General features: G+C 46.0%; 17 protein-coding genes. 6 read left to right on the forward strand and 11 right to left on the reverse strand.

Annotation, left to right across the window (positions count from 1 at the left end; all coding sequences use genetic code 11):
- Positions 1–8: 8 nt before the first annotated feature.
- Positions 9–1,208 (reverse strand): OmpA family protein, encoded by a 1,200-nt coding sequence (locus L6468_RS14255; protein ID WP_237793712.1) that lies wholly within the window; start codon positions 1,206–1,208, stop codon positions 9–11.
- 156 nt (positions 1,209–1,364) lie between these two features.
- Between L6468_RS14255 and L6468_RS14260 the strand changes: the two genes are divergently transcribed.
- Entirely contained in the window at positions 1,365–2,519 is a 1,155-nt protein-coding gene (locus L6468_RS14260; RefSeq protein ID WP_237793713.1) for an N-acetyltransferase, read from the forward strand.
- Positions 2,519–4,510 carry a DNA topoisomerase IV subunit B gene (locus L6468_RS14265; RefSeq protein ID WP_091853191.1) on the forward strand — a complete coding sequence of 664 codons (1,992 nt, stop codon included), beginning with the start codon at positions 2,519–2,521 and terminating at the stop codon, positions 4,508–4,510. The genes L6468_RS14260 and L6468_RS14265 overlap by 1 nt, the downstream gene beginning before the upstream one ends.
- A 73-nt stretch (positions 4,511–4,583) precedes the next feature.
- Here the strand turns inward: L6468_RS14265 and L6468_RS14270 are convergent, their stop codons facing one another.
- From L6468_RS14270 to L6468_RS14285, 4 genes are all read right to left on the reverse strand, one after another.
- Positions 4,584–5,411, reverse strand: coding sequence for a hypothetical protein (locus L6468_RS14270; protein WP_143005729.1), 828 nt, complete (start codon positions 5,409–5,411; stop codon positions 4,584–4,586).
- Between the two features lie 15 nt (positions 5,412–5,426).
- The gene (locus tag L6468_RS14275; protein WP_237793714.1) at positions 5,427–5,945 is read right to left on the reverse strand and encodes a DUF3237 domain-containing protein; all 519 of its coding nucleotides are present in this window, start codon (positions 5,943–5,945) and stop codon (positions 5,427–5,429) included.
- Between the two features lie 26 nt (positions 5,946–5,971).
- Entirely contained in the window at positions 5,972–6,877 is a 906-nt protein-coding gene (locus L6468_RS14280) for a site-specific tyrosine recombinase (RefSeq protein WP_237793715.1), read from the reverse strand.
- Between the two features lie 435 nt (positions 6,878–7,312).
- A complete protein-coding gene (locus tag L6468_RS14285; RefSeq protein ID WP_237793716.1) occupies positions 7,313–8,446 on the reverse strand; it encodes a hypothetical protein in 1,134 nt (377 codons plus the stop codon).
- Between the two features lie 172 nt (positions 8,447–8,618).
- Between L6468_RS14285 and L6468_RS14290 the strand changes: the two genes are divergently transcribed.
- On the forward strand, positions 8,619–10,397 hold the full coding sequence (locus L6468_RS14290; RefSeq protein WP_237793717.1) for an InlB B-repeat-containing protein: 1,779 nt from the start codon (positions 8,619–8,621) through the stop codon (positions 10,395–10,397).
- 54 nt (positions 10,398–10,451) lie between these two features.
- Here the strand turns inward: L6468_RS14290 and L6468_RS14295 are convergent, their stop codons facing one another.
- The 4 genes from L6468_RS14295 to L6468_RS14310 form a co-directional block, all read right to left on the reverse strand.
- Complete coding sequence (locus tag L6468_RS14295; RefSeq protein WP_237793718.1) at positions 10,452–10,676, reverse strand: helix-turn-helix domain-containing protein; 225 nt, start codon at positions 10,674–10,676, stop codon at positions 10,452–10,454.
- Between the two features lie 393 nt (positions 10,677–11,069).
- Positions 11,070–11,594 carry an SH3 domain-containing protein gene (locus tag L6468_RS14300; protein WP_237793719.1) on the reverse strand — a complete coding sequence of 175 codons (525 nt, stop codon included), beginning with the start codon at positions 11,592–11,594 and terminating at the stop codon, positions 11,070–11,072.
- 177 nt (positions 11,595–11,771) lie between these two features.
- Positions 11,772–18,164 (reverse strand): FG-GAP-like repeat-containing protein, encoded by a 6,393-nt coding sequence (locus L6468_RS14305; protein WP_237793720.1) that lies wholly within the window; start codon positions 18,162–18,164, stop codon positions 11,772–11,774.
- On the reverse strand, positions 18,161–18,592 hold the full coding sequence (locus tag L6468_RS14310) for a T9SS type A sorting domain-containing protein (protein WP_237793721.1): 432 nt from the start codon (positions 18,590–18,592) through the stop codon (positions 18,161–18,163). The genes L6468_RS14305 and L6468_RS14310 overlap by 4 nt, the downstream gene beginning before the upstream one ends.
- A 1,163-nt stretch (positions 18,593–19,755) precedes the next feature.
- Here L6468_RS14310 and L6468_RS14315 point away from each other — a divergent pair.
- The 3 genes from L6468_RS14315 to L6468_RS14325 all read left to right on the forward strand — a co-directional run bounded on the left by L6468_RS14315 (position 19,756) and on the right by L6468_RS14325 (position 22,139).
- Entirely contained in the window at positions 19,756–20,970 is a 1,215-nt protein-coding gene (locus L6468_RS14315) for a VapE domain-containing protein (RefSeq protein WP_237793730.1), read from the forward strand.
- A gap of 207 nt (positions 20,971–21,177) precedes the next feature.
- Positions 21,178–21,474, forward strand: coding sequence for a DUF3784 domain-containing protein (locus L6468_RS14320; RefSeq protein ID WP_237793737.1), 297 nt, complete (start codon positions 21,178–21,180; stop codon positions 21,472–21,474).
- Between the two features lie 101 nt (positions 21,475–21,575).
- Positions 21,576–22,139 carry a DUF4890 domain-containing protein gene (locus tag L6468_RS14325; RefSeq protein ID WP_237793739.1) on the forward strand — a complete coding sequence of 188 codons (564 nt, stop codon included), beginning with the start codon at positions 21,576–21,578 and terminating at the stop codon, positions 22,137–22,139.
- Positions 22,140–22,194: 55 nt separating this feature from the next.
- Here the strand turns inward: L6468_RS14325 and L6468_RS14330 are convergent, their stop codons facing one another.
- Both L6468_RS14330 and L6468_RS14335 read right to left on the reverse strand, forming a co-directional pair.
- Positions 22,195–22,797: a nitroreductase family protein gene (locus L6468_RS14330; RefSeq protein WP_237793749.1), complete on the reverse strand. Its 603-nt coding sequence runs from the start codon at positions 22,795–22,797 to the stop codon at positions 22,195–22,197.
- Between the two features lie 2 nt (positions 22,798–22,799).
- Positions 22,800–24,167, reverse strand: a complete 1,368-nt coding sequence (locus tag L6468_RS14335; protein ID WP_237793751.1) for a DUF4374 domain-containing protein — start codon at positions 24,165–24,167, stop codon at positions 22,800–22,802.
- Between the last annotated feature and the right edge of the window lie 48 nt (positions 24,168–24,215).

Genomic DNA, 24,215 nt, shown 5'->3' on the forward strand with positions numbered 1-24,215 from the left:
AAAATATATTACTTGATTTCTTCCTGAATCTGCACCTCGCGGGTCTTGGTCTTCTGCACTTTCTTGGTGCTCTGCTTCTCAACCTCTACCTCAACCATCTCAGTGGTTGTGATGCGGAAGGTACCCTCACCAGTCACGATAACACAACGGTTCTTATCGTTCTCCTCGAAAGGCTGAACGGTGTCACCCTTTGAGTCGGTCTTCAGGCGCTTTGCATCCAGTCCGTACTGCTCAACCAGCTTCTTAGCCACATCGTCAGCACGCTGCTTAGCGTATTTCTTATTCATCTTAGCAGAGCCAGTACCCTTATCAGCATAACCCGTAACGGTAAACATTGCGTCGTCGCTGCACTTCATCAGCTCAGCCACCTTCTTGATAGCCTCATCAATACCGCTGGCTGCGTTGGCATCGCTCTCACGAATCTTGAAGAAGATAGCCTCATTCATCTTCATATGCTTAGTCTCAGTCTTTGTCTTGGGCTGCTTCTCCTTCACCTTGATGGTGATAGGCTCATCGACCTCGAAGGTGTCAATCACCTCGATAGTCTTGGTCACATAGCGTGGAGCTGCCTTCTTATGACCGAAACGGAAGTTCAGGCCCAGCATAGCAGTGAACATCCAATCGTCTTTATCATTGGTCTTCGAGTTAAAACGGTCGTCCAGTGAGTTGGCATTAACTTCCAGAGACACGCCAAAGGGTTTAGCCTGATTGGTCTCCAGACGCAAACCGGCACGCAGGTTGTGACCCAGGCGATTCTTATCCCATGCCAAAGGCATTGTGTTAGCAGGCAAGTTCAAATCCTTCAACTCATCATTATCCCATGCGTAGTTCAAACCTACACCACCCAACAGAATCACATTCAGGGCGTGGTCAGAACCCTTGCCAAAAAGGTTGGTCAGGTTTACCAACAAGTCCAAATCTGGAGTCACATACTTCCATTTGTAGTACTGCCCAGTAGATGCCAGACCACTCTTCGACTGCCATGCGTTGACGTGCAGACGAGCACCGACAACGGGTGTGAAATAATGGCCAAACGACAGAGCTGCCGTAGGCGTGATCAGTTTGTCCATAGGAGCATTGGTGGAAGTCAGCTGTACACCACCCTGTGCTTCAATGAAGGAATACGAGGTCCACGTGTTGGTCTGAGCCTGTGCGGCACCAGCCATGAGCAGCGCTACAGCTGCAGTCAATAGGTTCTTGGTTTTCATTACACTATAGGTTTGTTGTTAAAATTAGAATTTCTGCGTGCAAAGATAATAAATAATCTTGAAATGGCAAGAAAAGTTGCTAAAAATCCTTTTTTTATGTTGATATATCACGAAAAATTGCTACCTTTGTGCATTATTTAACAAAAAACCGTAAAAATGTCATCTATAGAGATTAAGCGTGTGACCGACAAGCGCGGTCTAGACACCTTTATTCAGTTGCATTATGATCTGTATCGTGGAAATCAATTTGATGCACCCAACCTGTACAGAGATGAAGTGAATACGCTGAGTCGTGACAAGAACTCGGCCTTTGATTTCTGTGAGGCAGAATATTTTCTGGCTTATCGCGACGGAAAGGTAGTAGGTCGCGTGGCTGCCATCATCAATCACAGATACAACGAGCAGTGGCAGCGCCCCTGCGTCCGTTTTGGCTGGCTGGACCTCATTGACGATGCAGAGGTGATGCGTGCCTTGCTGAATGCCGTAGAGGAATACGGTAAGCAAAAGGGCATGAAGGAAATCATCGGTCCGCTGGGCTTCACGGATATGGATCCAGAGGGTATGCTAACTTACGGTTTCGACCAGCTCGGCACCATGGCTACCCTGTATAATTATGAATACTATCCCCGTCTGATGGAGCAGATGGAGGGCTACGAGAAAGATAACGACTACGTTGAGTATAAGGTCTTTGTACCTGAGAGCGGCATGCCCGAAAAGATGAAACGCGTGGCAGAGCTGACCATGGAGCGCTACAACCTGCACGTCAGGAAGTTGACCAAACAGGACATCTTCGGTCCTGAGAAATATGGTCACCGTGTCTTCGAGGTTATCAACAAGACCTTCGGTCACCTTTACGGTTACTCTCAGATGTCGGAGAAACAGATAGACGAGTATGTGGATATGTACTTTAAGTTCATTGAACTGGATCTGATCTGCGTCATCGAGGACTGGAACACACCCAACCACGACTGTATCGGCGTGGGTATCACCATTCCCTCGCTGACCAAGGCTTTGCAGAAATGCCGCAACGGCCGTCTCTGGCCTTTTGGCTGGTGGCACATCATCCGTGCCCTGAAGTTCAAGAAGACCGACGTTGTAGACTGTCTGCTTATTGGTGTACTTCCAGAATATCGTGCCAAGGGTGCCAACGCCCTCCTGTTCTACGACCTCATCCCCATCTATCAGAAGTACGGCTTCAAATGGGGCGAGACACACGTGGAGATGGAAACCAATGGCAAGGTACAGAGCCAGTGGATGTACTTCGATCACGAACAGCATAAACGCCGCAGGTGTTATAAAAAGCAACTATAATGGCAGAAGAAAACAACCTCACAACAGTGGTCGACGGTTCTACCGTTGATTATAATGATGATAATATCAGAACTCTGAGCGGTACGGAGCATATCCGCCTGCGTCCTGGTATGTATATCGGTAGACTGGGCGATGGCTCATTGGCAGAAGACGGTATCTACGTGTTGCTGAAGGAAGTTATCGACAACTCTATCGACGAGTTCAAGATGAAGGCTGGCGACCGCATTGAGATTAATGTGGACGACAACCTCCGCGTCTCTGTGCGCGACTATGGCCGAGGCATCCCTCAAGGTAAGATGATTGAAGCCGTCAGCGTGCTGAACACGGGTGGTAAGTACGACTCGAAAGCCTTTAAGAAGTCTATCGGTCTGAATGGTGTCGGTGTGAAAGCCGTCAACGCGCTGAGCAGCCACTTCGAGGTACACTCCTATCGTGACGGACAGGTGCGCAAGGCTACCTTTGAAAAAGGTAAGCTGGTGACAGACACCACAGAACCCACCGACGACGAGAACGGCACATATATCTACTTCGAGCCCGATAACACGTTGTTTATCAACTACCAGTTCCACAATGATATTGTGGAGAACATGCTCCGCAACTATACCTACCTGAACACAGGACTGGCCATCATGTACAATGGCCGACGCATCCTCAGCCGCCATGGACTGGAAGACCTGCTGAAAGATCGCATGAGCGCTGATGCCCTCTACCCTATCATCCACTTGCAGGGCGAGGACATCGAGATAGCATTCACCCATGCCAACCAGTATGGCGAGGAGTATTACTCTTTCGTCAATGGTCAGCACACCACGCAAGGCGGTACACACCAGAGTGCCTTCAAGGAACATATCGCCAAGACTATCAAGGAATTCTTCCAAAAGAACTTTGAGTATGGCGACATCCGTACAGGTATCGTGGCAGCTATCGCCCTGAACGTAGAGGAACCGATGTTCGAGAGTCAGACGAAGATTAAGCTCGGTTCTCTCACCATGGCACCAATGCCTGCACAGGTCGATGCCGAACATCCCGCCCCACCAAGCATCAACAAGTATGTGGGCGACTTCATCAAGACGGAGGTGGACAACTACCTGCATAAAAATGCTGATGTGGCAGAGGTGATGATGCAGAAGATTCAGGAGAGCGAGAAAGAGCGCAAGGCGATGGCTGGTGTCACCAAACTGGCACGTGAGCGTGCAAAGAAGGCCAACCTGCACAACCGTAAGTTGCGCGACTGTCGTATCCACTACAGCGACACTAAAAACGACCGCAAGGAGGAGTCGTGCATCTTCATCACTGAGGGTGACTCTGCCAGTGGTTCTATCACCAAGAGCCGTGATGTGAACACACAGGCCGTCTTCTCTCTGCGAGGAAAACCCCTGAACACCTTTGGTCTGACGAAGAAGGTGGTCTATGAGAACGAGGAGTTCAATTTGCTCCAGGCAGCCCTCGACATTGAGGAAGGCATGGACACACTAAGATATAATAAGGTGATTGTGGCTACCGATGCCGATGTGGACGGTATGCATATCCGCCTGCTTATTATCACCTTCTTCCTGCAGTTCTTCCCAGAACTGATTCGTGAGGGCCATGTCTATGTGCTGCAGACGCCGCTGTTCCGCGTGCGCAACCGTCGCACGAAGATTCGCAACAAGCAGGTGCTGGCTGCAGAAGATGCCAAAGGCAAGAAGGGCGACTTCATCGTGCGCTACTGCTATAGTGAGGAAGAGCGCGTGAATGCCATCCGCGAGTTGGGTCCTGATCCAGAGATCACCCGATTCAAAGGTCTTGGCGAGATATCACCTGAGGAGTTTGCAGGCTTCATTGGTCCAGACATTCGCTTGGAACAGGTCACCCTGCACAAGACTGACCAGGTGCAGAAACTACTGGAGTACTACATGGGTAAGAATACCATGGAGCGCCAGAACTTCATCATCGACAACCTGGTTATCGAGGAAGACAGACCTGAGGAAGAGGAAGACCTCATGGACTAGAAACACAATAAACAGCAAGTGGCCTGTTTGGGAATTCCCAGACAGGCCACTTTGTTTTTTGAAATCCAATTACTTATTTATGATAGTTAGACTGGAAAGTCTTACGCCATACATCGGCACATTCGTTGGTAAGGAAATTGGTCTTCTGGATAGCTACGACAGCCTCAACAGTCAGCGTATCGTTGGCATGACTGTCAGCCACAGAGTCACAATAGCTGATAATCGTGTTGCTGCCATTTTCAGAATCTAGATACAGATTACCAAACATATCCTTGAAATGATCCTCGAAAACAGAGTGCAGGTCATAATACTTGGTAGAGATGGCACCAGAGGAAAGCGTGTCGGTCACCACAGTGTGCAGACCCACCAGCGTTTTCAGCGTGTTAAAAGTGGCTTCATAAACCTTTGTATCGAGCGAAGCCTGCTTTGTCTTCAGCGCCTTGTAGGCCTCGTCGTGGTTGGTGACGATAGAATAAGTCACATAAGGTTTGGTAAGCGCCTGCCCCAGTTCGTAAGAACCGATAATCTCAGCCATCTCCGATTGTCCAGTCTCACTGTCAATACGATAGAGGTCGAACTTCATATAGATACTATTGGGCACCTTGTCCGCATACTCCTTCTTCACAGCCTCGCAGGCAGCTTTCATCAGGTCATCCTGCTTCTCAGAATAGTGCGTGTACACCGTGCCGTCGTACTTGATGGCCTGATTGAGCGCATCCAGCACTTCCTTCTCTTCCGTTGCGTTATAGAGGACCTGGTCAACGTATTGACTACTTCTCTTGTCCAACGCAACCTGATACCTGTAAGTGGTTGGCGTATCCTCATCGCCACAGGCGGTAAACACTGCCGTTGTCATGACGCAGCATAGGAGAGCTGCGAGTGTCATCAAAAACTTTTTCATTGTCTTATTAATATTTTATTTTACACGCCATACATTCAGCACTATGCCGTTGAAGCCCTGCGAGAACGAGGGAGCACAGAGGAACAGCGAGTTGTTCAGCCAGCCATACTTACTATCGGCAGGTGCCTCAAACTGAGGGGCACAGCGGAAATAGAACGAAGGCTTGCCGTCGGCATCCTTGGTGTTGGCAATGATACCACGATTACGCACATGGATATACACGCCGTCATCCGTCTTGATACAATAGATAGCCTCCAGCTCCGTACGTCCGTCGGCATTAGCCAACTGATAGTCGGCACCGCCACTGATAATCGTACCCTTGATACCAGGGCCCTCAAACGTGCCACCTGTGATAGGAATCACCGTGCGACGCCCATGTTGCGTATTGTTGATACCAAAGGTCTCACCCAGCGTCACCTTCAGTTGCAAGGCAAACTCCAACTGGGGTGTGTCTTTAGGAGCCTCAACCTGCGCATGGATACCCAGCGCGAAAACAGCCATCAGGGCAGTCAGCAAAAATTTCTTGGTCATCATAGTTAATGGTTTTTTAATAGATATGATTAATGAATAATATTTCTTGGATGATGATTAAGCACCTCGTCACGCAGGGTCTGCATGGACATGTGGGTGTATATCTCCGTGGTGCCTATGCTCTCGTGGCCCAGCAGAGCCTGAATGACACGCAGGTCGGCACCACCTTCCAATAGCGCCGTAGCAAAGGAGTGGCGCAGGGTGTGGGGCGAGATGGTTTTCTTGATGCCAGCCTCCTCGGCCTGTGTCTTCAGCATGATGAGTACCATCACTCGCGTGAGATGTGCCCCTCGGCGGTTCAGGAAGACATAATCCTCCTCGCCAGGCTTTATCTTCAGCGAGTTGCGCCAGGGCAGATAGTTCTCTATCTCCCTCAGAGCTGTATTAGAGATCGGCACCAGGCGCTCCTTGGAACCCTTGCCAAGGATACGCAGATAGCGCTCGTCGGCATAGAGTTGCGACCATTTCAGATTCACCAGCTCCGACACACGCAGTCCGCAGGAGAAGAGCACCTCGATAATAGCCCTGTTTCTGTGGCCCTCAGGTTTTGACAGGTCGATAGAGTCTTTCAACTGGTCCACCTCCTGAGGCGTCAGGAACTCAGGCAGATGTTCGCCCAGCACAGGCGACTCCAGCAGTTCGGTGGGGTCGTTATCCATATAGCCATCCATCACAAGGAAGCGATAGAACGAGCGTACCCCACTCAGTATGCGGCATTGTGAGCGCGGACCTATGCCCACATCGTGCAGTCCGGCAGCAAAAGTCTGCAGGTCCGACAGTTCCACATCCGTCACCCGTTTCCCCTCATGACCCAGGAAGACAAGCAACTTATCCAGGTCGAGGGCATACGCCTCCAACGTATTCGGCGACACGCTGCGCTGCAGGCGCAGGTAGCGCAGATAGTCCTTCCTGATTTTACTTGTCTGTTCGTCCATTGGTTTCCTGTTAAGGCTGCAAATATACGTACTTTTTCTGAAATGAACGAATAAATTTGGTATTTCTCTTGTTTTGACCTATGTCAAAGTGTTGACAAGCGTCAAATAAAATAACTTTTTCTTTCGAAAATAGCGCCAAAGAGATACAACGTATCAGAAAGTGTCGTACCTTTGCATCGTCAAAAGGATAACAGAGCTCCAAAGAGAGGAGCTATAACAAAAAGACAGGATAACATATTAAGAATTAAAAAGTTAGAGAAAGGGAAAGATTATGACGTTGACATTTATTTCACTGGCCGTAGAGGCTGTAGCAGCCATCGAGGCAATGTACATCTGCAAGAATGCAAAGATGTTTTTAAAGTAAGAAAAAGAGAAAGTGTAGAATCATAAAAAATGAAATCCGCAAGCTCAGCAGAGCCTGCGGATTATTATTTTCTAGAAGTGGAACCGGCCGGATAGCATGAGGCAGAATTGCCGAATACCATCGAAGCCGTCAAGCTGCTTAATATTTTCTGGACGGGACACGTTGGCAAATGGCCTTAGGAGGTCTATGCCCACCCCCGCAGTCTCTGATACCTTATACTCAAGTCCGAATGAGACCCTTCCTCCATAGCCAAATTCTGAATTATCGCCGTACAAGCTATAGGCCAGACCTAAACCAAAATATGCATCTATACTTAATCTGCTATCGAGGTCACCTCCAATCACAAAACAGGGACCAGCATATAATAATGTGTAACCAGATGCATTAAAAAGAGGTGCCTTCTCTACATCTGCATAGCTGAAATAAAAATCACCTCCGAATCCGTATGCTTTATAACCTTTATTCGTAAATGACAGAGATAAAGCATAACCCTGCTTGAATGAGCCCGAGTTGTCCGAATCAGAGGTTGTCCATGCTGGACCTATGCTTAGTTTAAACATACCGCCGAGAGGATCTTCTTCTTTCGTTGAATTTGCGCTATACTCATCTTCCTTCTGCATCAGTTCCGCCTGTAATTCTCTCTCTCTTTCCATAGTCTCATAGGCCTCTGGATCAGCATTATAGATAGAATCACGCTTCAGATATACGGGTTTCAGTCTTTCCTCCTCTGCAACCTTTGCCGTTTCCTGTTGCTGGGCTATTTCCTGCTGCTCTTTATCGCCCATCTGTTTTACATCCGCAGGCTTTCTGGATATCGGCATGTGCTGCAATTGCTTCACACGATTGGCCGAGAGTGTCAGGGAGTCTATAATCTTATCGTTTGTATAGGCTATCGTACCCTTCAGACGGTTCTCCTTGATTTCACGATTATCAACCACCAATACGTTTCCGCCCCTATGAGCTGCCTCCGTCACAGCAAGGTCTATGGCTCTGGCATATTGTTCTCTTAATGAGGTTTTCTTTCCGTCAATAGTCACCTGACCGATGGCTTTGGCTGTTTCTGGCACATTGTCCTTAGGGCCATAAATCATGACCTTGTTTGTAGGTTGCGCCTGAAAGTCATTCGTCAGCATCTCGGATGTTACCTTGGGAGCACAGCTCACCATCGTGGCAGCCATCATTGTAAAAAGAAGGTATTTTTTCATAATCTCTATGGTTGTTAATTGCGTATTCTTATTCAAGCGCACAAAGGTACAAAGATTATTTGAAAGGGCATAGGAATAATTGAAAAAAAATTCACTTTATCATTGGCTGTTTACAAGAAAAGAAGTACCTTTGCACGCAACTAGATTGTTTTTACTGATAATATCAAAAAAGATGAAACTAAAGTATCTATTGGCAACTGTGGTGATGATTTGTACCACACTTGCATCATGTTCGGACTCTGACGAGAGTAATGAATCTAAAAAGGTCGATATCACGGCCACAGAAGTAACAAACCTTACCCCTGATTTTATTGGAACAATTAGCGGCATTGAGCAGGGAGAGAAGTTCAACCCTGGCGACTCCATCACCCTGACGCTGACGCCTGGAGAAATCCTTATGGGAGAATTTGCCGACTATCACATGGAGCATATCCACGTGCATGTGGGCGACAAGGTGTATATGCCCGAGTATCCGGCTGGCGCTGAAGGAAATGTGCAGCAGGTTACGCTGAAAGTGCCCGTCCCCAGCAAACCTTTCGCTGTGGTGGTAGCTTACGCCGTACAGCAGAAACTGGCAGCCGATGGTCATACACTCTTACTTGAGAATCAGGAAGAGGGCATCGAACTGTTTGGCGTCAGTGCAGAAAAGAAATACACATACTTCGACTGCTACCTTCGCACGCCAGAGGCCTACACCATTGACAAGGTGGAATATAAAATGGGCGACAGCGACTGGCAGGATCTGAGCGCCACAGAAGGATGCCATTTTGAGCGCTCAACAGTCAACAATGTCTATAAAGTGACTGTGCGCCCAAACTATCAGAATGTAACAGCCGACGTGACGCTGCGCATCAACGGCACACAACATAAGCGCTGCAAGATAACATGGAAGAACACTGAGTTTATCAATACCGAGGTGCCTGAGGGCTACGAGCCCAACAATCTTCCTGAAAGCGCTATTGGTGGCGATAAGGTGGTAGCGTCTTTCTATACCAAGGATGACTACTATCTGGCAGGCGCCACGACCAACATCGATGGCGTTGTTCCTGAATGCAAGAGTCGGGCCTACGTGGTATTCACCATGCCTGAGCAGGACGTGGAGATAACACTCGACTTCAAGGAGAAAATCGCTGTAGAAAGTGAACTGGGTGCACATATCAAGAATGCCCAGGTTTATACTGACAAGGATATCTATTATGGTGTTCCCACGGAGAAGGCCATCCCAGGTGAATATGTCTATCTGTTTGCCAATGCTGACAACGGCTTCAAGCCTTCGGTTGCCATCAACAACAAGGGTGAGAGAGCTCCTTTCGTGATTTATGGTGAGGGACTGGATCGTTACGGCTATTATGCTCAGGTTCATGTGCCTGAAGATGCCAGCAAGCTGACCATTAAGGCAGAAGCAGTAGCAGCCCACCGCGCAGACGGCGCCAACATCGTTTTCGAGGGAGGACACTACTACACTGCTGGCGAAACCGTACACTTCAGCGTGGCTGTGCCATCAGGAAAGAAAATCAAGTCAGTAAGTGCAGCTGATTCCAAGGGAAACAACGTCCCTGTCACGATGGACGGTGCTTACGGCAGTTTCACGATGCCCGATGCCAACGTAACGGTTTCTGCCACTTTTGAAGATGTGAATAGCGGCGCGAACGTCACCATCAAGGCTTTCTATGATGACGAGGAGTATCGCGTAACCTCACAGAGTCAGGCTTATTATGGTGCCATCGACAGCGAGGGTATTCAGGTGGCTACAGGAACCACGCTCTATATCAGCGTATCAGATGATTATGGCGAAGCTTTCTGGGTAGGCGTGAAAATAGGCGACAGCATTCAGTATTTCGAAGCTCAGGAAGATGAAGAAAGTGGTGAATACACTTTCGGACGCAGTTTCGAGTTTAATGCCAACGCCGTGATCAAGGTTGGCCCCACAAAGAATGCAGTGACATTCTGAAAAATACAAGTGGCCTGTTTAGAGCTCCTAAACAGGCCACTTATTTCAAATTAATTATGCATAAGCTTCTTCTTCCTGATGTACCACCTGCAGTATTGGTGCATCAAGAGCCTGTTCAATTGCAACAAGCGTATCAATCGTAAAGTTATGAGTGCCTCGCATCCACTTACTTATTTCTGCTTCTTTCTTACCCAACTGCAGCGCCAAATCCTTCTGCTTTAATCCCTTAGCAGTAAGAATTTCGTGGATGCGGTCAACTATCTGAAATGATAGTTCCACCCGTTCTCTTACCTCCGGATTAACTTGTTTACGTCTTGCGTCTAAAATACTACTCCTTTTCATTCTCTTCTACTAACTCTATTTTTTAATGTTGTTGCGATGTCATTTCTTAACTTTTAAGTTATTCTGCCGCAAAGATAAGAAGTATTTTCGAAAACGCCAAATAATTAACTTAAAAATTAAGAATCAGGACACAAAATTAGTGAGATGTCTGTAGGGACAAATACTGTTTTAAATACCAAATAAAAACAAATTCTTTTTCATATGCATATTAATAGAAAATGCCACGGGGACAGTCCTGTCATCACGTTCTTTCCTCGGCATGGTGATTAATCTTTAATATATCCTATATAACGGAGAGAAGAGGCGTTTGCTATATGTCCCGCTAATCATTTAGTCAAAAAATAACCTGGACATTTTCTTTTTGATATAATTTGGACATTTATCGTACGGAAGAATTCGTTTTTTGTAAATATATCCAACATACACACCATCTTCTTCAGAGTAAACTCTATACCAATCACTACCAAAGATTGGTGTGTATAAAAAGACTTCATTCGTTAGCAACTTAGACGTTATTCGAGATTTTATAGATGGTTTCTCTCTAACATAGGTAAAGCCATCAGGGTCATTAATAACTGCAGGCAATACCATTTTTTCGTCTTCATATATAAGATGCTGTCCTTTGCTGTCATAGATGCAATTAATATCATGGTATTTGAAACTGCGAGGCGGTTCTATTGACACCATAAAATATAGAGCCCTGTCACCTAAATGAAGTTCTACAACGGAATCTAAGGGATTTCCATAACTAAATACACGAGCATTTGTGATTGCTGTAAAAATAATGCTATCATTCTTGCCCTGATATAGTTGCTCAACAGGATAAGTGCAAGTTCCGAGTTCTATGGTTTTCAACTGTCTCGTCTCTATACAATTATAGAGATCATATAAACAGTCTTTACAAGATTGTTGCGCATATGCAGGAAAAAAGTAAAAAAATACCATAAGGAAAGAAATAAAATTACAGAACTTTCCCTGATTTATCAATTTGAACAAATAATCATACAACATAGCACATATATTTAGGTCTAATTACTTGACGATAATCTGAACATGGAGTTTAATTGTTAATCCTTTCTTAAGAGAATTACGAATAAGATCTCTAGCTTTAATCAATTGAGCCTTATCTGCTTGTAATCCGATACATCCATTTGTTCCATCCGATCTAGCCGGATGTATTCTTATATATTTTCGATCTTTCCCAGCACGATCATCATAAAAAGGGTCTGGATCAAGATTGGCAGTAAAGCCAATACCATTGCTTGTGAACCTCACTTCATTCCTATCACGGATTGAAATTACATTCCAATCACCATCAGGAATCGTATAGCTTTTTTGATTGCCGGCTCCGCTTACTGCTTGACACGAGAAAACCTGTTTGTCACCATAAAACATCGAATAAGTTCCTTTTGACCTATATTGGTTGACAAGTGTTCCAATATATTCGATTCTTGTAACTAGTCGTTGATTACCAGTTACGACTATTTCCGGCAACAGGTTTACAAACTCCCCATGTTCATTTTGATCATTTTCAGATAGAGACTCATCATGCTGACAATGATTCAGCACTGCAATCTGCATTCCCTGGAGCGCACCTTGTAAGAAATCTCCACCTGTGGCCCAAGCAGCAATGCCACCTGCGGCAGAAGCCAAGGGAACCATAAGCCTATTGTCCACATTTAATGCCTGGCATCCAGATCCGATACCAGAGGAAATCGCTCCGGCCATAAAACCACTTTCAAACGACTCTCCATTCAATATACTGATAATACCGCTTGAAACGCCATGAGCACCAGCTCTCAACAGCTCATGTCCAAAATTGCCTGTTGGTCCAAAGGCTTGTCCTATTCCGTATGAGAAGGCAGATGATAAAAAACTAATCCCTGCTGCTTTCCAAGGATTCTCACCATTACCCCAAGCTGTCAGAGCACTAGTATACATGCCATAGGCAACGCCAAGGAGTACCACATCATCTATTCCGAACAGTTCTCCACTCGGATCCGTATACTTCAACGGATTATTCAGACAGTAGCTGTAGCGATTGTAGCTCTGACTGTTTTCGGGTAGCTGCACATAGTTGTCAGGACTGAAGAAGCGACCGAGGATGGGGTCATACAGACGTCCGTTCATATTGATGATACCAAACTCATTGAGCATCTCATGTCCTGTGTAACCACGATGCAGCCCTATCTCATTAAGCGTCACAGTCTGCTGTCCCCATGCATCATAAGAGGCATCGAAGACTTTCTCGCAGTCACTATTGACTACCGACAGGATGCTGCCAAGGTTATCCGTGAAAGCCAGATAGGGCTTGAATTCGTCGTTCTCCTTTATGACGATTGCACCGCCATCCAGATAGTAGTATTCACGGGTAATACCGTTCTCCGTAATCTTCTCGTAGTTGCCCGCATAGACGGTGGTCCGTTCCTCTTGTCCGTCTGTTGTCATTGCGCTATACCAGCGCTCCATGTCCGGACCATAGACGAAATCCATACGTCTGCCTGTTCCATCGTCCTCAATCGTCTGAATTTTTCCCAAGTCATTGAACGAGGTGAAGAGGGCATCCGAGGGAATCAGCCCATCCGTATTATCCACCGACTTGACGGCATGCGGCTTTGAGCTCACACTATAGTTGTAGTTGCCAACGCCTGTCTTGGAGAGGATATTTCCGTTGGAGGCATAGGAGAGATGCATCACCTCTGTCAGATCACCAATCTCAGAAACTGACTGGGCTGTGCTGGTATTTACTGAGACAAGCCTATCCAGATTATCGTATTCAAATACCTCTACATTTTTTCCTTTGCGCTGGCGGGCAAGGAGATTACCTGTTATTGAGTCGTAGCTGACATTATGCGAATCCATGACGATTCCCAGTCTGGGATATGGGCGAACAATTCCTAAACTATTCTGTGCCATCAGCGAAGCGCCATTCTCATCTTTAGGGTTATAAGGGATAATTATCACTGTGGGATTTGGCCCTTTTACAAGCGTAACAGACTCCTCATATCCGTTCTCATCTTTTAACCTTTCAATAGAATTCCATTTGTAAAAGCCCGTCTCCGTGAAAAGGCCTGTGTACGATTTTAGATTATATATAATCTCACCATCTGCCGTAGTCTGCTTCTTAAAGCCATAGTCATCGTATTCATATGTAACTTCCAAGCCACCCGGATAAGTCATTTTATCCAAACGGTTCCTCTCATCATAGTGATAGGTGAACTCATAGCTGCCCTTGCCTGCGATGTTTCTAATTTCTTTTAGAGGACGGCCGTATCTGTCAAAGTCCTTATACTCCACAGAATTACCTCCCATCGTTTTCTTTGTCAGGCGCAAAGCTTCGTTTCCTGAAGTGCCATAAGTATATCTGATGGTATCTCCACCTATCTGCACCTTCGACAGGCGTCCCAGGCCGTCATAGGTATTGATGGTCTCTACGCCTCTGGCGTCCTTCTGTTTCAAAAGCCTGCCATCGGCGGCATAGTCATATGTAGTCGTTCCTGCATCTGGGTCTTTAAATGAAATCTGGTTTCCGGCTTCGTCGTATTCCATCCTGGATAGTGAAACACTACCGCCACCAACCCTGTCAGGTTTCCCATTGGAGTTGTATACATAGATAACCTGATTGCCTCCCTCATCAATAGCTGTTGTTACATTACCCCATGCATCTGTTATCCGGGTTGTGCTGCGGTCACCTGTTGTCTTGGTAACCGTACGATTGTCGTAGCTATATGTCGTCTCTTTGCCAGAACTGAGTTTTTCAGTCTTCAGGCGTCCCTGTTCATCATAGGCAAAGGACTTCCATAAAGACAACAGTCCATCTGTATTCGTCACCTTCTTGACCTGTCCTTTGTCGTTGTATTCTGTGGTCTTGGAAATAAGTACATTCTTTGGTCCGAAGGTCTGCTGCAGAACCTCATGGCCTGCATTGTCATACCAAGTCAGTACCCAGGGGGCCTCAGACTTCTGTTCAAGAGTATAGTATCTTTTGTCGTCGCTATTACCCCAGCCAATAGTACTGGTGGTTTTGGTGCCATCTGGCGACTCTGAAGATGTCTGGCGTCCCCAGTTGTCGTAGGTATATTTGGTTGTCAGGACATTTGAACGATCCGTGACGTCGCTTTCAGTCTTCATATGTCCCCATATATCATAGGTGTATTCGTTGACAGCAGCTGAAGGAGTCTGATATCTCTTGGTGATAAATCGTCCACTGGAATCATAGCTATAATAAAACTTGATATTTTTTAGTCCTTTACCCGTGGTAGCAGATGAAAGACAATTACCATAGACATCATAAGTTGATTTCGTCACAAGTTTCAATGGTGTTTCATAATTTTTGATTTCAGTCAAGACATCCCCCTTGTTGTTATAAGCATATCTGGTCTTAGTAACATAAGGTGAGGAATCGTCCGAATGCTTCTGTTCCATCGTCACAAGATCGGGAATCCATCTGCCTGATTTGTTCAGAAAATTGGAGTAGGTAACCTTCTTGTACATTTCACTACCGTCATTCTCCACCGTCTGGTCTAAAACTACGCCCTTCTCCGTGTCATAGTGGGTGGTCGTAGCTACAGTATTATCATACATGTCCGTTGTCAGACTATAGGATTCGTAGGCGAAATAGGTGTTCCCCACATTTTCCACAGTAGTCTGAGAAAGGACTGTGGTAGTCATATCTCCGATAGATGTTGTTACCTTGGTTTCTGTAGGAATCCATCTGGTCTGATCATAGTTAGTTACTGAAGACGTCTTACTTTCGCCAGTAGTCATATTGGTAACCGTGGATTCAGAGAAACCCAACATACCCGCACCAGTCAGCTGAATCTTAAAGTCCTTGTAGGAATACTCCTTAGTCTGGCCACCTGCCACCCCATTTGAAGATGTCACGCTCTTAACTACTGAGATAGGCAAGGTATAGGTGCTGACTGGATATGTATTCGTACTACCATCTGAAGGGCGTGTTCTCGTATAAACCTCTGGATTTGTAGCAAGGGAATAGGTGACTTCCGTTGTATTACCCATCCCATCGGTAATCTTCGCTATCTTGCCTGATTGTGTCATGTCAGGCCAGCTCTTGTATATATTGAGTTTGTCCTCAGTGAAAGTATCGTCTGTGCTCGTCAGGTCATTACCATAGTTGGCAAGCTCAGCATAGCCGTCTCCATCGAAATCACCCGTAAAGATATGACGTTCTGAGGCATCAAATTCCCTTTTATTATTCTCAAGACTTCTTGAAAGACGTAAAGTAGTTCCATCAGAGTAGAGCCAACGGATATGTGTTGTGATATATTTATCTGGCAGTCCTATGTGCTCTAACTCTTCATATTCCGCCTTACTTACAGTTACGTCAGATCTACCGTCATGATCAATGTCCCATACCTGGATGGAATAGGCATTGTTGTCCAATTCAGTTCCCTCGTCGATAAAACCCAGTTCATCCGATTTTGTGAATGCAAAAGTTCCGTCGCCATTGTTGTGGGCAACCCAAAGATAACTCTCACCAGTCGTATTATATACAAAGTCTGTCAGTCCGTCACCGTCGAAGTCGCCTTGCTCAACACGCCAGCGGTTACGCAGGTCTGTTCCTGTCTTTGAATTGGACTCCGTATATTTCAGAGAGGTATCATTACCACCATTATTGAAGTATATTTTATAGCCCCCATCATACAATAGGATAATATCGGTAAGACCGTCATTGTTATAGTCGGCACAGAATAGTTTCTTAGGATCCTTGGGGATGTCTATTGTAAATTCCTGCTTCATAAAACCACTATTCTGTTTCACTATAAAGGCTGGATAACTGCCATCCTTCTTGCTTTTCTCAACACAAATCAGGTCATTACGACCATCTCCGTCCGTATCGAAAGAAGTAACCAAGGGTGTCTCCTTTGCCGCCTTCAGGTCTGTGTATATCAATTTAGGCTCTCGTATTCCCTTCATGAAATCACGACCGGATATAATCCAGAAATGCACCTGCCAGTAATTGCTATTAGTCTGGTTGAAAAAGGGAAAGACCAAGTCGTTATAGCCATCGCCTTCAATATCTATTGCAAATGTGCCACCCATGATATTATTGACATTGCCAACTGAATATGAAGACGGCAATTCCATTACATCTGGAGCCAGATAAGTAATAATACCCGATGGATAAACCTTGCTTAGACTAATTGATACAAACGCATTTCTGGCACTGCTATGCCTCAACTGAGAGTCAATCCATGAAATCCTGACAATATCACTGATACCATCACCATTTATATCTATAGCAAAGAAAGATTTGTCTTTTTCATTATTCACCTCGTAGCGTCTCGTGACAACATCTATCTGGGAACTACTTATAGTCGCTAATGGCAAATAATTCCACGCAAATTGTACTGGAGTGAGACTCTCTCCTGCTCCATTCTGTTCTTGGATACTAACCAATCGTGTATACTTAATCAAGCTCTGATCAGAGGTATTGTCATACGTCAGCAGGTATTTTCTCCAAATGGAGTCATTACAAGATGTCGTAATTGAAGAAACATACTTGTCTATCTTACCTTTCTGGTTCTCTATGTAGAAAACGTCGCGATTGGATTCCAGGTCTTTGTAATCAAGGACAATCTTGTTTATGATGCCTCGACTCTTAACACTGTTCAATCCATACGTAACAGTACTCAGGTAGTTATAGAGGTTTCCCTTGATATAATCGTATGTCATATAGTTGCCGTAGACATCCTCAACCCTGTTGACATGCCAGGAGGCGATACGTGGCTTATTGTCTTTATTCCGATAACTGATAAGGGAAGTTGAACTGTTTCCATACTGATATGTCTTTCCGTCTGCCGTCTTCACCTCAAACCATGTGTTTGCCGTATTGTCGTTGTAGGCGCCGTGTGCAATCACCTTCGTGTAAGGATCGCCTTCAAGGCAATACTCGGCGCCTTCCTGGCAAGAGCTACCAGACAGAAGAACAAGTCGCTTTCCATCCAAATAAAGGTTATCTTCTGCAGTATAGGTTACACCACTTACTTCATTGTTATGAAACAGGGTCTTTCCTCCTCTTGTTATGGACGAGATACCTGTAATGGTAAAACCATAGCCCGCCATTCCGTAACCTGCGCTCTGACTATTGTACATCAGGGCTATCTGTGGGTTAAGGCTTCCACCATTAGGGCATTCAATGGGCAATTGGTATTGTGCGGCACCTGTTCCGTTAACCGTTAGTTCTCCCGCAGGGCTGCCAACGGCATAATTGTTTTCTACTGTAGGAATGTCAGGATGTTCAGGGTCTACGGTTGGCGGGGTTGAAAATTTTTCGAAGGGATCAATTCTGTGACCGATTGGTCCAACTGGCAAACCGGAAATTCCTGTCTGAGAATAGCTGACAGAAGAAAAAGCTAATAATATTGATATAACAAAAATGGTATGGCGTATAGATGTCTTCATTTCTTCGTAATTTTCCAGGTTGTGACTTTTCCATTAAGGGTGACTTTAAGAATATAGACACCTTTAGGCTTATCGCTGATATCTACCAAGGTCTCTGCAGAGGAAAGTGAGCGGTTAAGTACTTCGCTTCCACCGAGAGAGTACACCTCAACATTTCCTTCGTCTTCTGTATGCATGTGAAGGACGGTAATCTTAATGATGCCGGACCCATTAGAGGATATCTTAACCGTACGCTCACCAAGGTCTTCAAAATAGGCTTCTTCTCTGGATGCAGCCTTTTTTGCAGAGTGGGCATTATGGGTAATCACAAGTTCGCGCTTGACTCGGTTGCCCGCCTGGTCATAGGCAAACTGTACTCTGTTCTGTGCATTCATTGCCACAAATACGGCAAGAACAGCTGAAAGGAAAACAAATCTTTTTTTTCTCATTGCTTATGGTTGTGTAATATAAGTTCCCAATTTCTTTTTTCTGCGACAAAGATATATCATTTATTCTTATCTACCAAAACAAATGGCTCATTTCTTTTCGCATTTGTCAGACAACACGAAAACTATTCAGCATAACAAATTGAATAATAACCAATTATATAACTTTTAAATCAAAATACATCAAACACTTGTTTTTAGCCTTGGAAAGGCTCATATTCCTTATTTTATGCCACATCATACTGGTGCGCCAAAGAACAATCTTTTTCATATCACTTCTCAATTATATTAATTTCGGATGCAAAGCTATAAAAAAGAAAGAAAAGAACCTAAAAAATCTATTTCACAAAGTTCACAAAACGTATAATCATATAAATATCAACACATTACAAATGTGAAATTTGTGAACAACGATATAAAAGAGATTGGTAATCAAATTACAGTAACTTTGAGGCCACAACTCAATGAGTTTGGGATAGCAACTCGATGAGTTAGTAGTCGTAACTCGTCGTTTCTCTGTTGCTAAGTCAATGGTTTACGATGCCTTAATCCATGACTTAGGATGTCATAATCTATAGTTTTTATTTGGACTCTGTAAATTCATGCAAAAAGGCTTTGTGACTGACGTTTACTGATTTGGGTTGACTGACAAATACAGTTTTTGCGTGATAACCCTCACACCCTCACATTTTTCCGAAAACCCCAGTGTTTATCGGGGCTAAGGCATGTGACCCTTTTCGAAAAAGGGTCACATGAAGGGTCACATGAACCCTCACATGCCGTCTCAACCTGTTTTGCAGACGAAAGTTGGAAGATAGTCAATAAGTCCGTACGTAGGGGACGTACTGAGAGTCCGCGGACGACGTACTCGGAGTACGTCAACGACGTATTTTTCCCAGTCGTACATAGGGCTTGATTTTTCGTCCAAAACAAAGTGTTAAAACCAAAATAAATTGCAACTTTTTTGGTAAAAGTCTTGCAAACCGGCCATTTTTTTTGTATCTTTGCAGTTGCATTTTGAATGCAACCGCGAGTGAAGGCTTCGGCTCGGCAAAGCTCAAACAAGTTTGGCTTTGCACTCGCCTTGCACTTCACTTGCAGTATAAAAGGATAACCTGAGACGGGGGACCTTAAAAACCATTTAAAACATCATTTAAAAATCTTTTATGCAAAAAAACGAAGTACTCATCAACGGTGGGGCTCTCAATGCTCCTGTCGTGTCTGCGCTCGCCGCAGAACAGTTTCTAACCGAGAACTACTGTTTCCGTCGCAACCTGTTGAACGGAAAGGTGGAGTTCGCCACAAAGCAGTCTGATAGCCAGGCATCTGACTATCGTCCGCTGACCCAGGAGGCCCTGAACAGCATCATCCTGCGTGCCAAGCGCGAGGATATCTGCGAGGGCAGCAATCCCAAGACGGATATCGTGGAATTTATCCATTCAGAAGAGGTTTGCGCGTATAATCCTATCCGCGAATACCTGGACAACCTGCCACAGTGGGACGGCCAGAACCATGTGGCCCAACTCTTTTCGCGCCTGCCAGGACTCAGTTCTGAGCAGTTGGCTTTCCTCTCCATCTGGCTCCGCTCTACGGTGGCCCACTGGCTCCAGATGGATACCCTGCACGGCAACGAGATTGTGCCTACGCTCATCGGTGCCCAGGGATGCGGTAAGACCACCTTTTTCAAGCGCCTGCTTCCAGCCAACCTGCGCCAGTATTTCCTGGACCATCTGAACCTCTCGAACAAGTTCGATAAGGAGATGGCACTGACAAACAACCTGCTGGTCTGTCTGGATGAGCTGGAAGCTATCCGTCCCAGTCAGCAGGCATCCCTGAAGCAGACGCTCTCTAAGAGTAAGGTGAACGGACGTCCTATCTACGGATGTGCGCAGGAAGACCGTGCCCGCTTTGCCTCGTTCGTCTCTACAACGAATAATCCTCATCCGCTGTCGGATGCTACAGGTAGCCGTCGCTATATCTGTCTGCAGATTCCTCAGGGTCAGTATATCGACAACGCTGGCGAGATAGACTATGACCAGCTCTATGCGCAAGTGGTCTATGAACTGAGGGAGCAGAAGGCACCTTACTGGTTTAATAACGACGAGGTGGCGCGTATCCAGCAGCTCAACCATCAATTTATGGGCGAGAAAGATTTGGCAAAGATTGTGGAGGTCTGCTTTCGCAAGCCCAAAGAGGGCGAACAGGTGAAGTCTATCAGTTGTGCGCAGATACTGGAAATCATTCATGAGAAGTTCAGTTCTGTGGACGTGAGCATGAAGAACCGTATGTATCTGGGACGAACGCTGAAGGAGCTGGGCTATGAATCTGTGGACCATAGTCATGTGGCCTTCTACAAGGCCGTTCCCAAGAAGTCGGCTTGAGGCAGCATGTGAGGGTTGATGTGACCCTTCGTGTGACCCTTTTCGAAAAAGGGTCACATGCCTCAGCCCCGATAAACACTAGGGTTTTGAGAAAAAAGTGAGGGTGTGAGGTTTAAATTCTAACTATCGTTAAATATTGCACGAAGGGAATAAGAATTGAAAAAAATATACTATCTTTGCCCTGTAAATTTGTTTGACTAAAGAATTATGATTGTACAGAGTATCATAGCAGCGATTCTGGTTGTAATAGGCGTCATCATACTTGCAGGAAAAGGCGATATGCTTATTGCAGGGTATAATACGGCATCAGAAGAAGAAAAGGAGAAGGTAAACATTAAGAGACTAAGGCTATTGATAGGCGGTCTTTCAGTTATCATAGCTCCTTTGTGTTTCATCCCCAACGATGAAAACGATGTATCTTTAGGGCTGACTATTACAGGCATCATCGTTGTACTGACCATCATCGTTTTGGTGCTGGCCAATACATGGGCAAAGAAGAAATAGAAGAGATTCGCTGAAAGTATTGGAGGCTTCATTGAAGTTATTTCGTTGATATGATGTAACCTGATATCTTTGCACCATAAAAAAACGAAAACGATACTGATATGCGAAGAATCCAACTATTATTGGTTTGTCTGCTCCTGATTTCAGGAAGCATGACGGCACAGGAAAAGGGTCCCAAGAGGAAACACGTCAGCTACGAACAGATGACGGCGCTGATGACGAAAGAACTTCAACTGGACGCCAAGCAACAGAAGAAAGTGGCAAAGCTCAACAAGAAGTACAAGACGCTGATAGAGGGCGAAGAGAGAAAAGCCCCTGAGCGCCAGCGCCCTGACATGGGTGATATGCCACAAGGAGGTCCTGATGGCGGTTTCGGAGGCGGAGGCGACTTCGGTGGTGGTGGCTTCGGCGGAGGCATGCCAGGTGAAATGCCAGGCGGCAGAGGTAGCATGGGCAGACCTATGGGTGGCGGAATGCCTGGAGGTCAGGCCGCAGAAAAATCGTACGACTACGACAAGAAACAGCAGAAATACGACAAGGCCATCAAGAAAATTCTCTCCGAGAGTCAGATGCAGGGATACGAAAAGATAAAACCCCAATTTGCATCACAAAGAAGGGTGAAGGAATTCCTTTTAGGTGGACAGCAAGAGCCTCTGTCACGCTAATATCAAATAAAAAAGAGAGACTGCCTGGTTAGCAGTCTCTCCTTTATTAGTCAATTTACTTCCATAATCCATAGGTTACTTTCTGCTCGTCCCATTTGTCCTTGGGCTGGGCAGGACGTTCTGGGTTGGGATAGCCTATGCGTATGGCACACATGGGAATCAGGCGACCAGGCAGATTCAGTCTCTGCTGTACATCCTGAACGCGCTTCTCAAGCGGATAAATGGTAGTCCACACAGCACCCAGATCGAGTGCATGGGCAGCCAGCAGCAGGTTCTCAGTAGAGGCCGAGAGATCCTGTACCCATATATCACGTACTTCACCTTGCTGCATACGGGTGGTGTCAGCACAGACCACGATGACCAGAGGTGTCTTCTTCATACGCTCGGCATGATGGCCCTCACCGGCATATTGGGCAATACTCTCGGGCGTATTGAGGACAACAAAATGCCAGGGCTGACGGTTTTTATCCGTGGGGGCCGCCATAGCAGCACGCAACATCAGATCAATCTTATCCTGCTCCACAGGTTTCTCAATAAACCCACGCACGCTGGCACGTGTCATAATATTATTGATAACGGCCTGTGCCTCTGTGCTCAGTTGAGCATGGCTGGCGATGCTTGTCAGCATAAAAGCCAGCGTCATTATAATCTTATTCATATTCATTTCACTGCAAATAGTTTACCAGCATAGCTGATGGTTCCACACTCAATCTCAATACCGCGCTTAGCAATACCCGTCTTGGGGTCGATGCTATAGACAGCAGGCTTCTGACCGTCATTGGTCTGTACAGCGATATAAGTCAGACCGTTCTCTGTGTAAGGACGCTTACTGTAAGAAGTGATTACGTCGGTAGAAGGCAGACCCTGAATCGTCTTAAACTCCTTGGTAGAGCCCTGATAGATGCCCAACACATTGGCACCTGTACCCATGGTGTTGATACCGGCTCCATAGAACTGGCAGAGGAAATAGTCGCCAGACATGCTCCAGCAGCGGAACAGGGGCATACCTGCCTTTGACTCGAGATCCACAGCACCATAGGTCTCGTCAAACTCGGTGGCACCAGCCTTGATACGCATCACCTTCGACGTGTGGGTTGACTTCAGGCGGGCATCCGTCTGAAGACGGGCATAACTAGGTGAGAACACATAGATATCGCCATTCTCTGCGGCCCAGATGGTTTGGTAGAACTGTGAGCGCATACGACCGCTGGCATAGCTCATCTTGTTGGTACGGATGATGGTTGGATTCTCCATCTTCTCATTGTCATAGATCACCACGAAACTAGAGTCTGGATACTGGGTAGTGCTCAGCGTGCGTGCACCGCTCTCAGCCACAGCCAGCAGGTCCTCATTGCCAGCCTTGATGTACTTTCCGTTCTCCACCTCACTGCCATAAGCACTCAGACCCAGAGGTACCACAGCAGAATACAGTTTGCCATTGGCCTCAACCATACCCGACAGGGTGACATACTCGCCTGTGCCCAGGAAGTTCTCTGACATAATCATGTCACGGTTGCGGGTGGTGCCATTCTCGGCATCAAGATAGGTCACTGAGATGCCGTAGGCAGCATTACCCTTAGCATCCACCTTACTGCTGGCAGCAGCGGCAGCCGTCATGACATAATCACCATAGACACCATAGGTGGTGAATCGCTGGATGTCAAAGGTATAGTCGGTCTGCTCAATCTCGCCCTTGCTGTTCAGGAAGTAAGCTGATGTGCCACCAGCATTTCCCTGGTTGTACTGCAAGCGGAACAGGTACTTGTTCTTATAGGTAAACCACTCCGTGGCGGTGAAGGTCTCAAAACCATTGTTCAGCACACTACTCTCACCCTCGTCGAGCGAACCAACAGTAGCGATATAGTTGGCATTGCCCTCGCTATTGGTTGCACTGAAGATGAAGGCCGAGCTGACGCTGCCATTCTCATCATTGTTTACTGTGTCGTCGTCACTGCTACAAGCTGTCAGAGTGGCAGCCATAGCCACCGCAGCCAGTACAGACTTTGAGAAAATCATGTTGTAGTTCATTTGTACTTAACGCTTAATTTTATTATTAATTTCAATTCGAATAATTCA

The organism is Prevotella communis, from assembly GCF_022024115.1.
Classification (GTDB): Bacteria; Bacteroidota; Bacteroidia; order Bacteroidales; family Bacteroidaceae; genus Prevotella; species Prevotella communis.

Bases quoted from the DNA above. Each gene is read 5' to 3' on its own strand.
- L6468_RS14265 (WP_091853191.1), top strand. From the start codon at position 2,519: ATGGCAGAAGAAAACAACCTCACAACAGTGGTCGACGGTTCTACCGTT.
- L6468_RS14305 (WP_237793720.1), bottom strand. From the start codon at position 18,164: ATGAAGACATCTATACGCCATACCATTTTTGTTATATCAATATTATTA.
- L6468_RS14325 (WP_237793739.1), top strand. From the start codon at position 21,576: ATGCGAAGAATCCAACTATTATTGGTTTGTCTGCTCCTGATTTCAGGA.
- L6468_RS14315 (WP_237793730.1), top strand. From the start codon at position 19,756: ATGCAAAAAAACGAAGTACTCATCAACGGTGGGGCTCTCAATGCTCCT.
- L6468_RS14285 (WP_237793716.1), bottom strand. From the start codon at position 8,446: ATGAAAAAATACCTTCTTTTTACAATGATGGCTGCCACGATGGTGAGC.
- L6468_RS14290 (WP_237793717.1), top strand. From the start codon at position 8,619: ATGAAACTAAAGTATCTATTGGCAACTGTGGTGATGATTTGTACCACA.
- L6468_RS14335 (WP_237793751.1), bottom strand. From the start codon at position 24,167: ATGAACTACAACATGATTTTCTCAAAGTCTGTACTGGCTGCGGTGGCT.
- L6468_RS14275 (WP_237793714.1), bottom strand. From the start codon at position 5,945: ATGATGACCAAGAAATTTTTGCTGACTGCCCTGATGGCTGTTTTCGCG.
- L6468_RS14280 (WP_237793715.1), bottom strand. From the start codon at position 6,877: ATGGACGAACAGACAAGTAAAATCAGGAAGGACTATCTGCGCTACCTG.
- L6468_RS14270 (WP_143005729.1), bottom strand. From the start codon at position 5,411: ATGAAAAAGTTTTTGATGACACTCGCAGCTCTCCTATGCTGCGTCATG.
- L6468_RS14255 (WP_237793712.1), bottom strand. From the start codon at position 1,208: ATGAAAACCAAGAACCTATTGACTGCAGCTGTAGCGCTGCTCATGGCT.
- L6468_RS14320 (WP_237793737.1), top strand. From the start codon at position 21,178: ATGATTGTACAGAGTATCATAGCAGCGATTCTGGTTGTAATAGGCGTC.
- L6468_RS14310 (WP_237793721.1), bottom strand. From the start codon at position 18,592: ATGAGAAAAAAAAGATTTGTTTTCCTTTCAGCTGTTCTTGCCGTATTT.
- L6468_RS14260 (WP_237793713.1), top strand. From the start codon at position 1,365: ATGTCATCTATAGAGATTAAGCGTGTGACCGACAAGCGCGGTCTAGAC.
- L6468_RS14330 (WP_237793749.1), bottom strand. From the start codon at position 22,797: ATGAATAAGATTATAATGACGCTGGCTTTTATGCTGACAAGCATCGCC.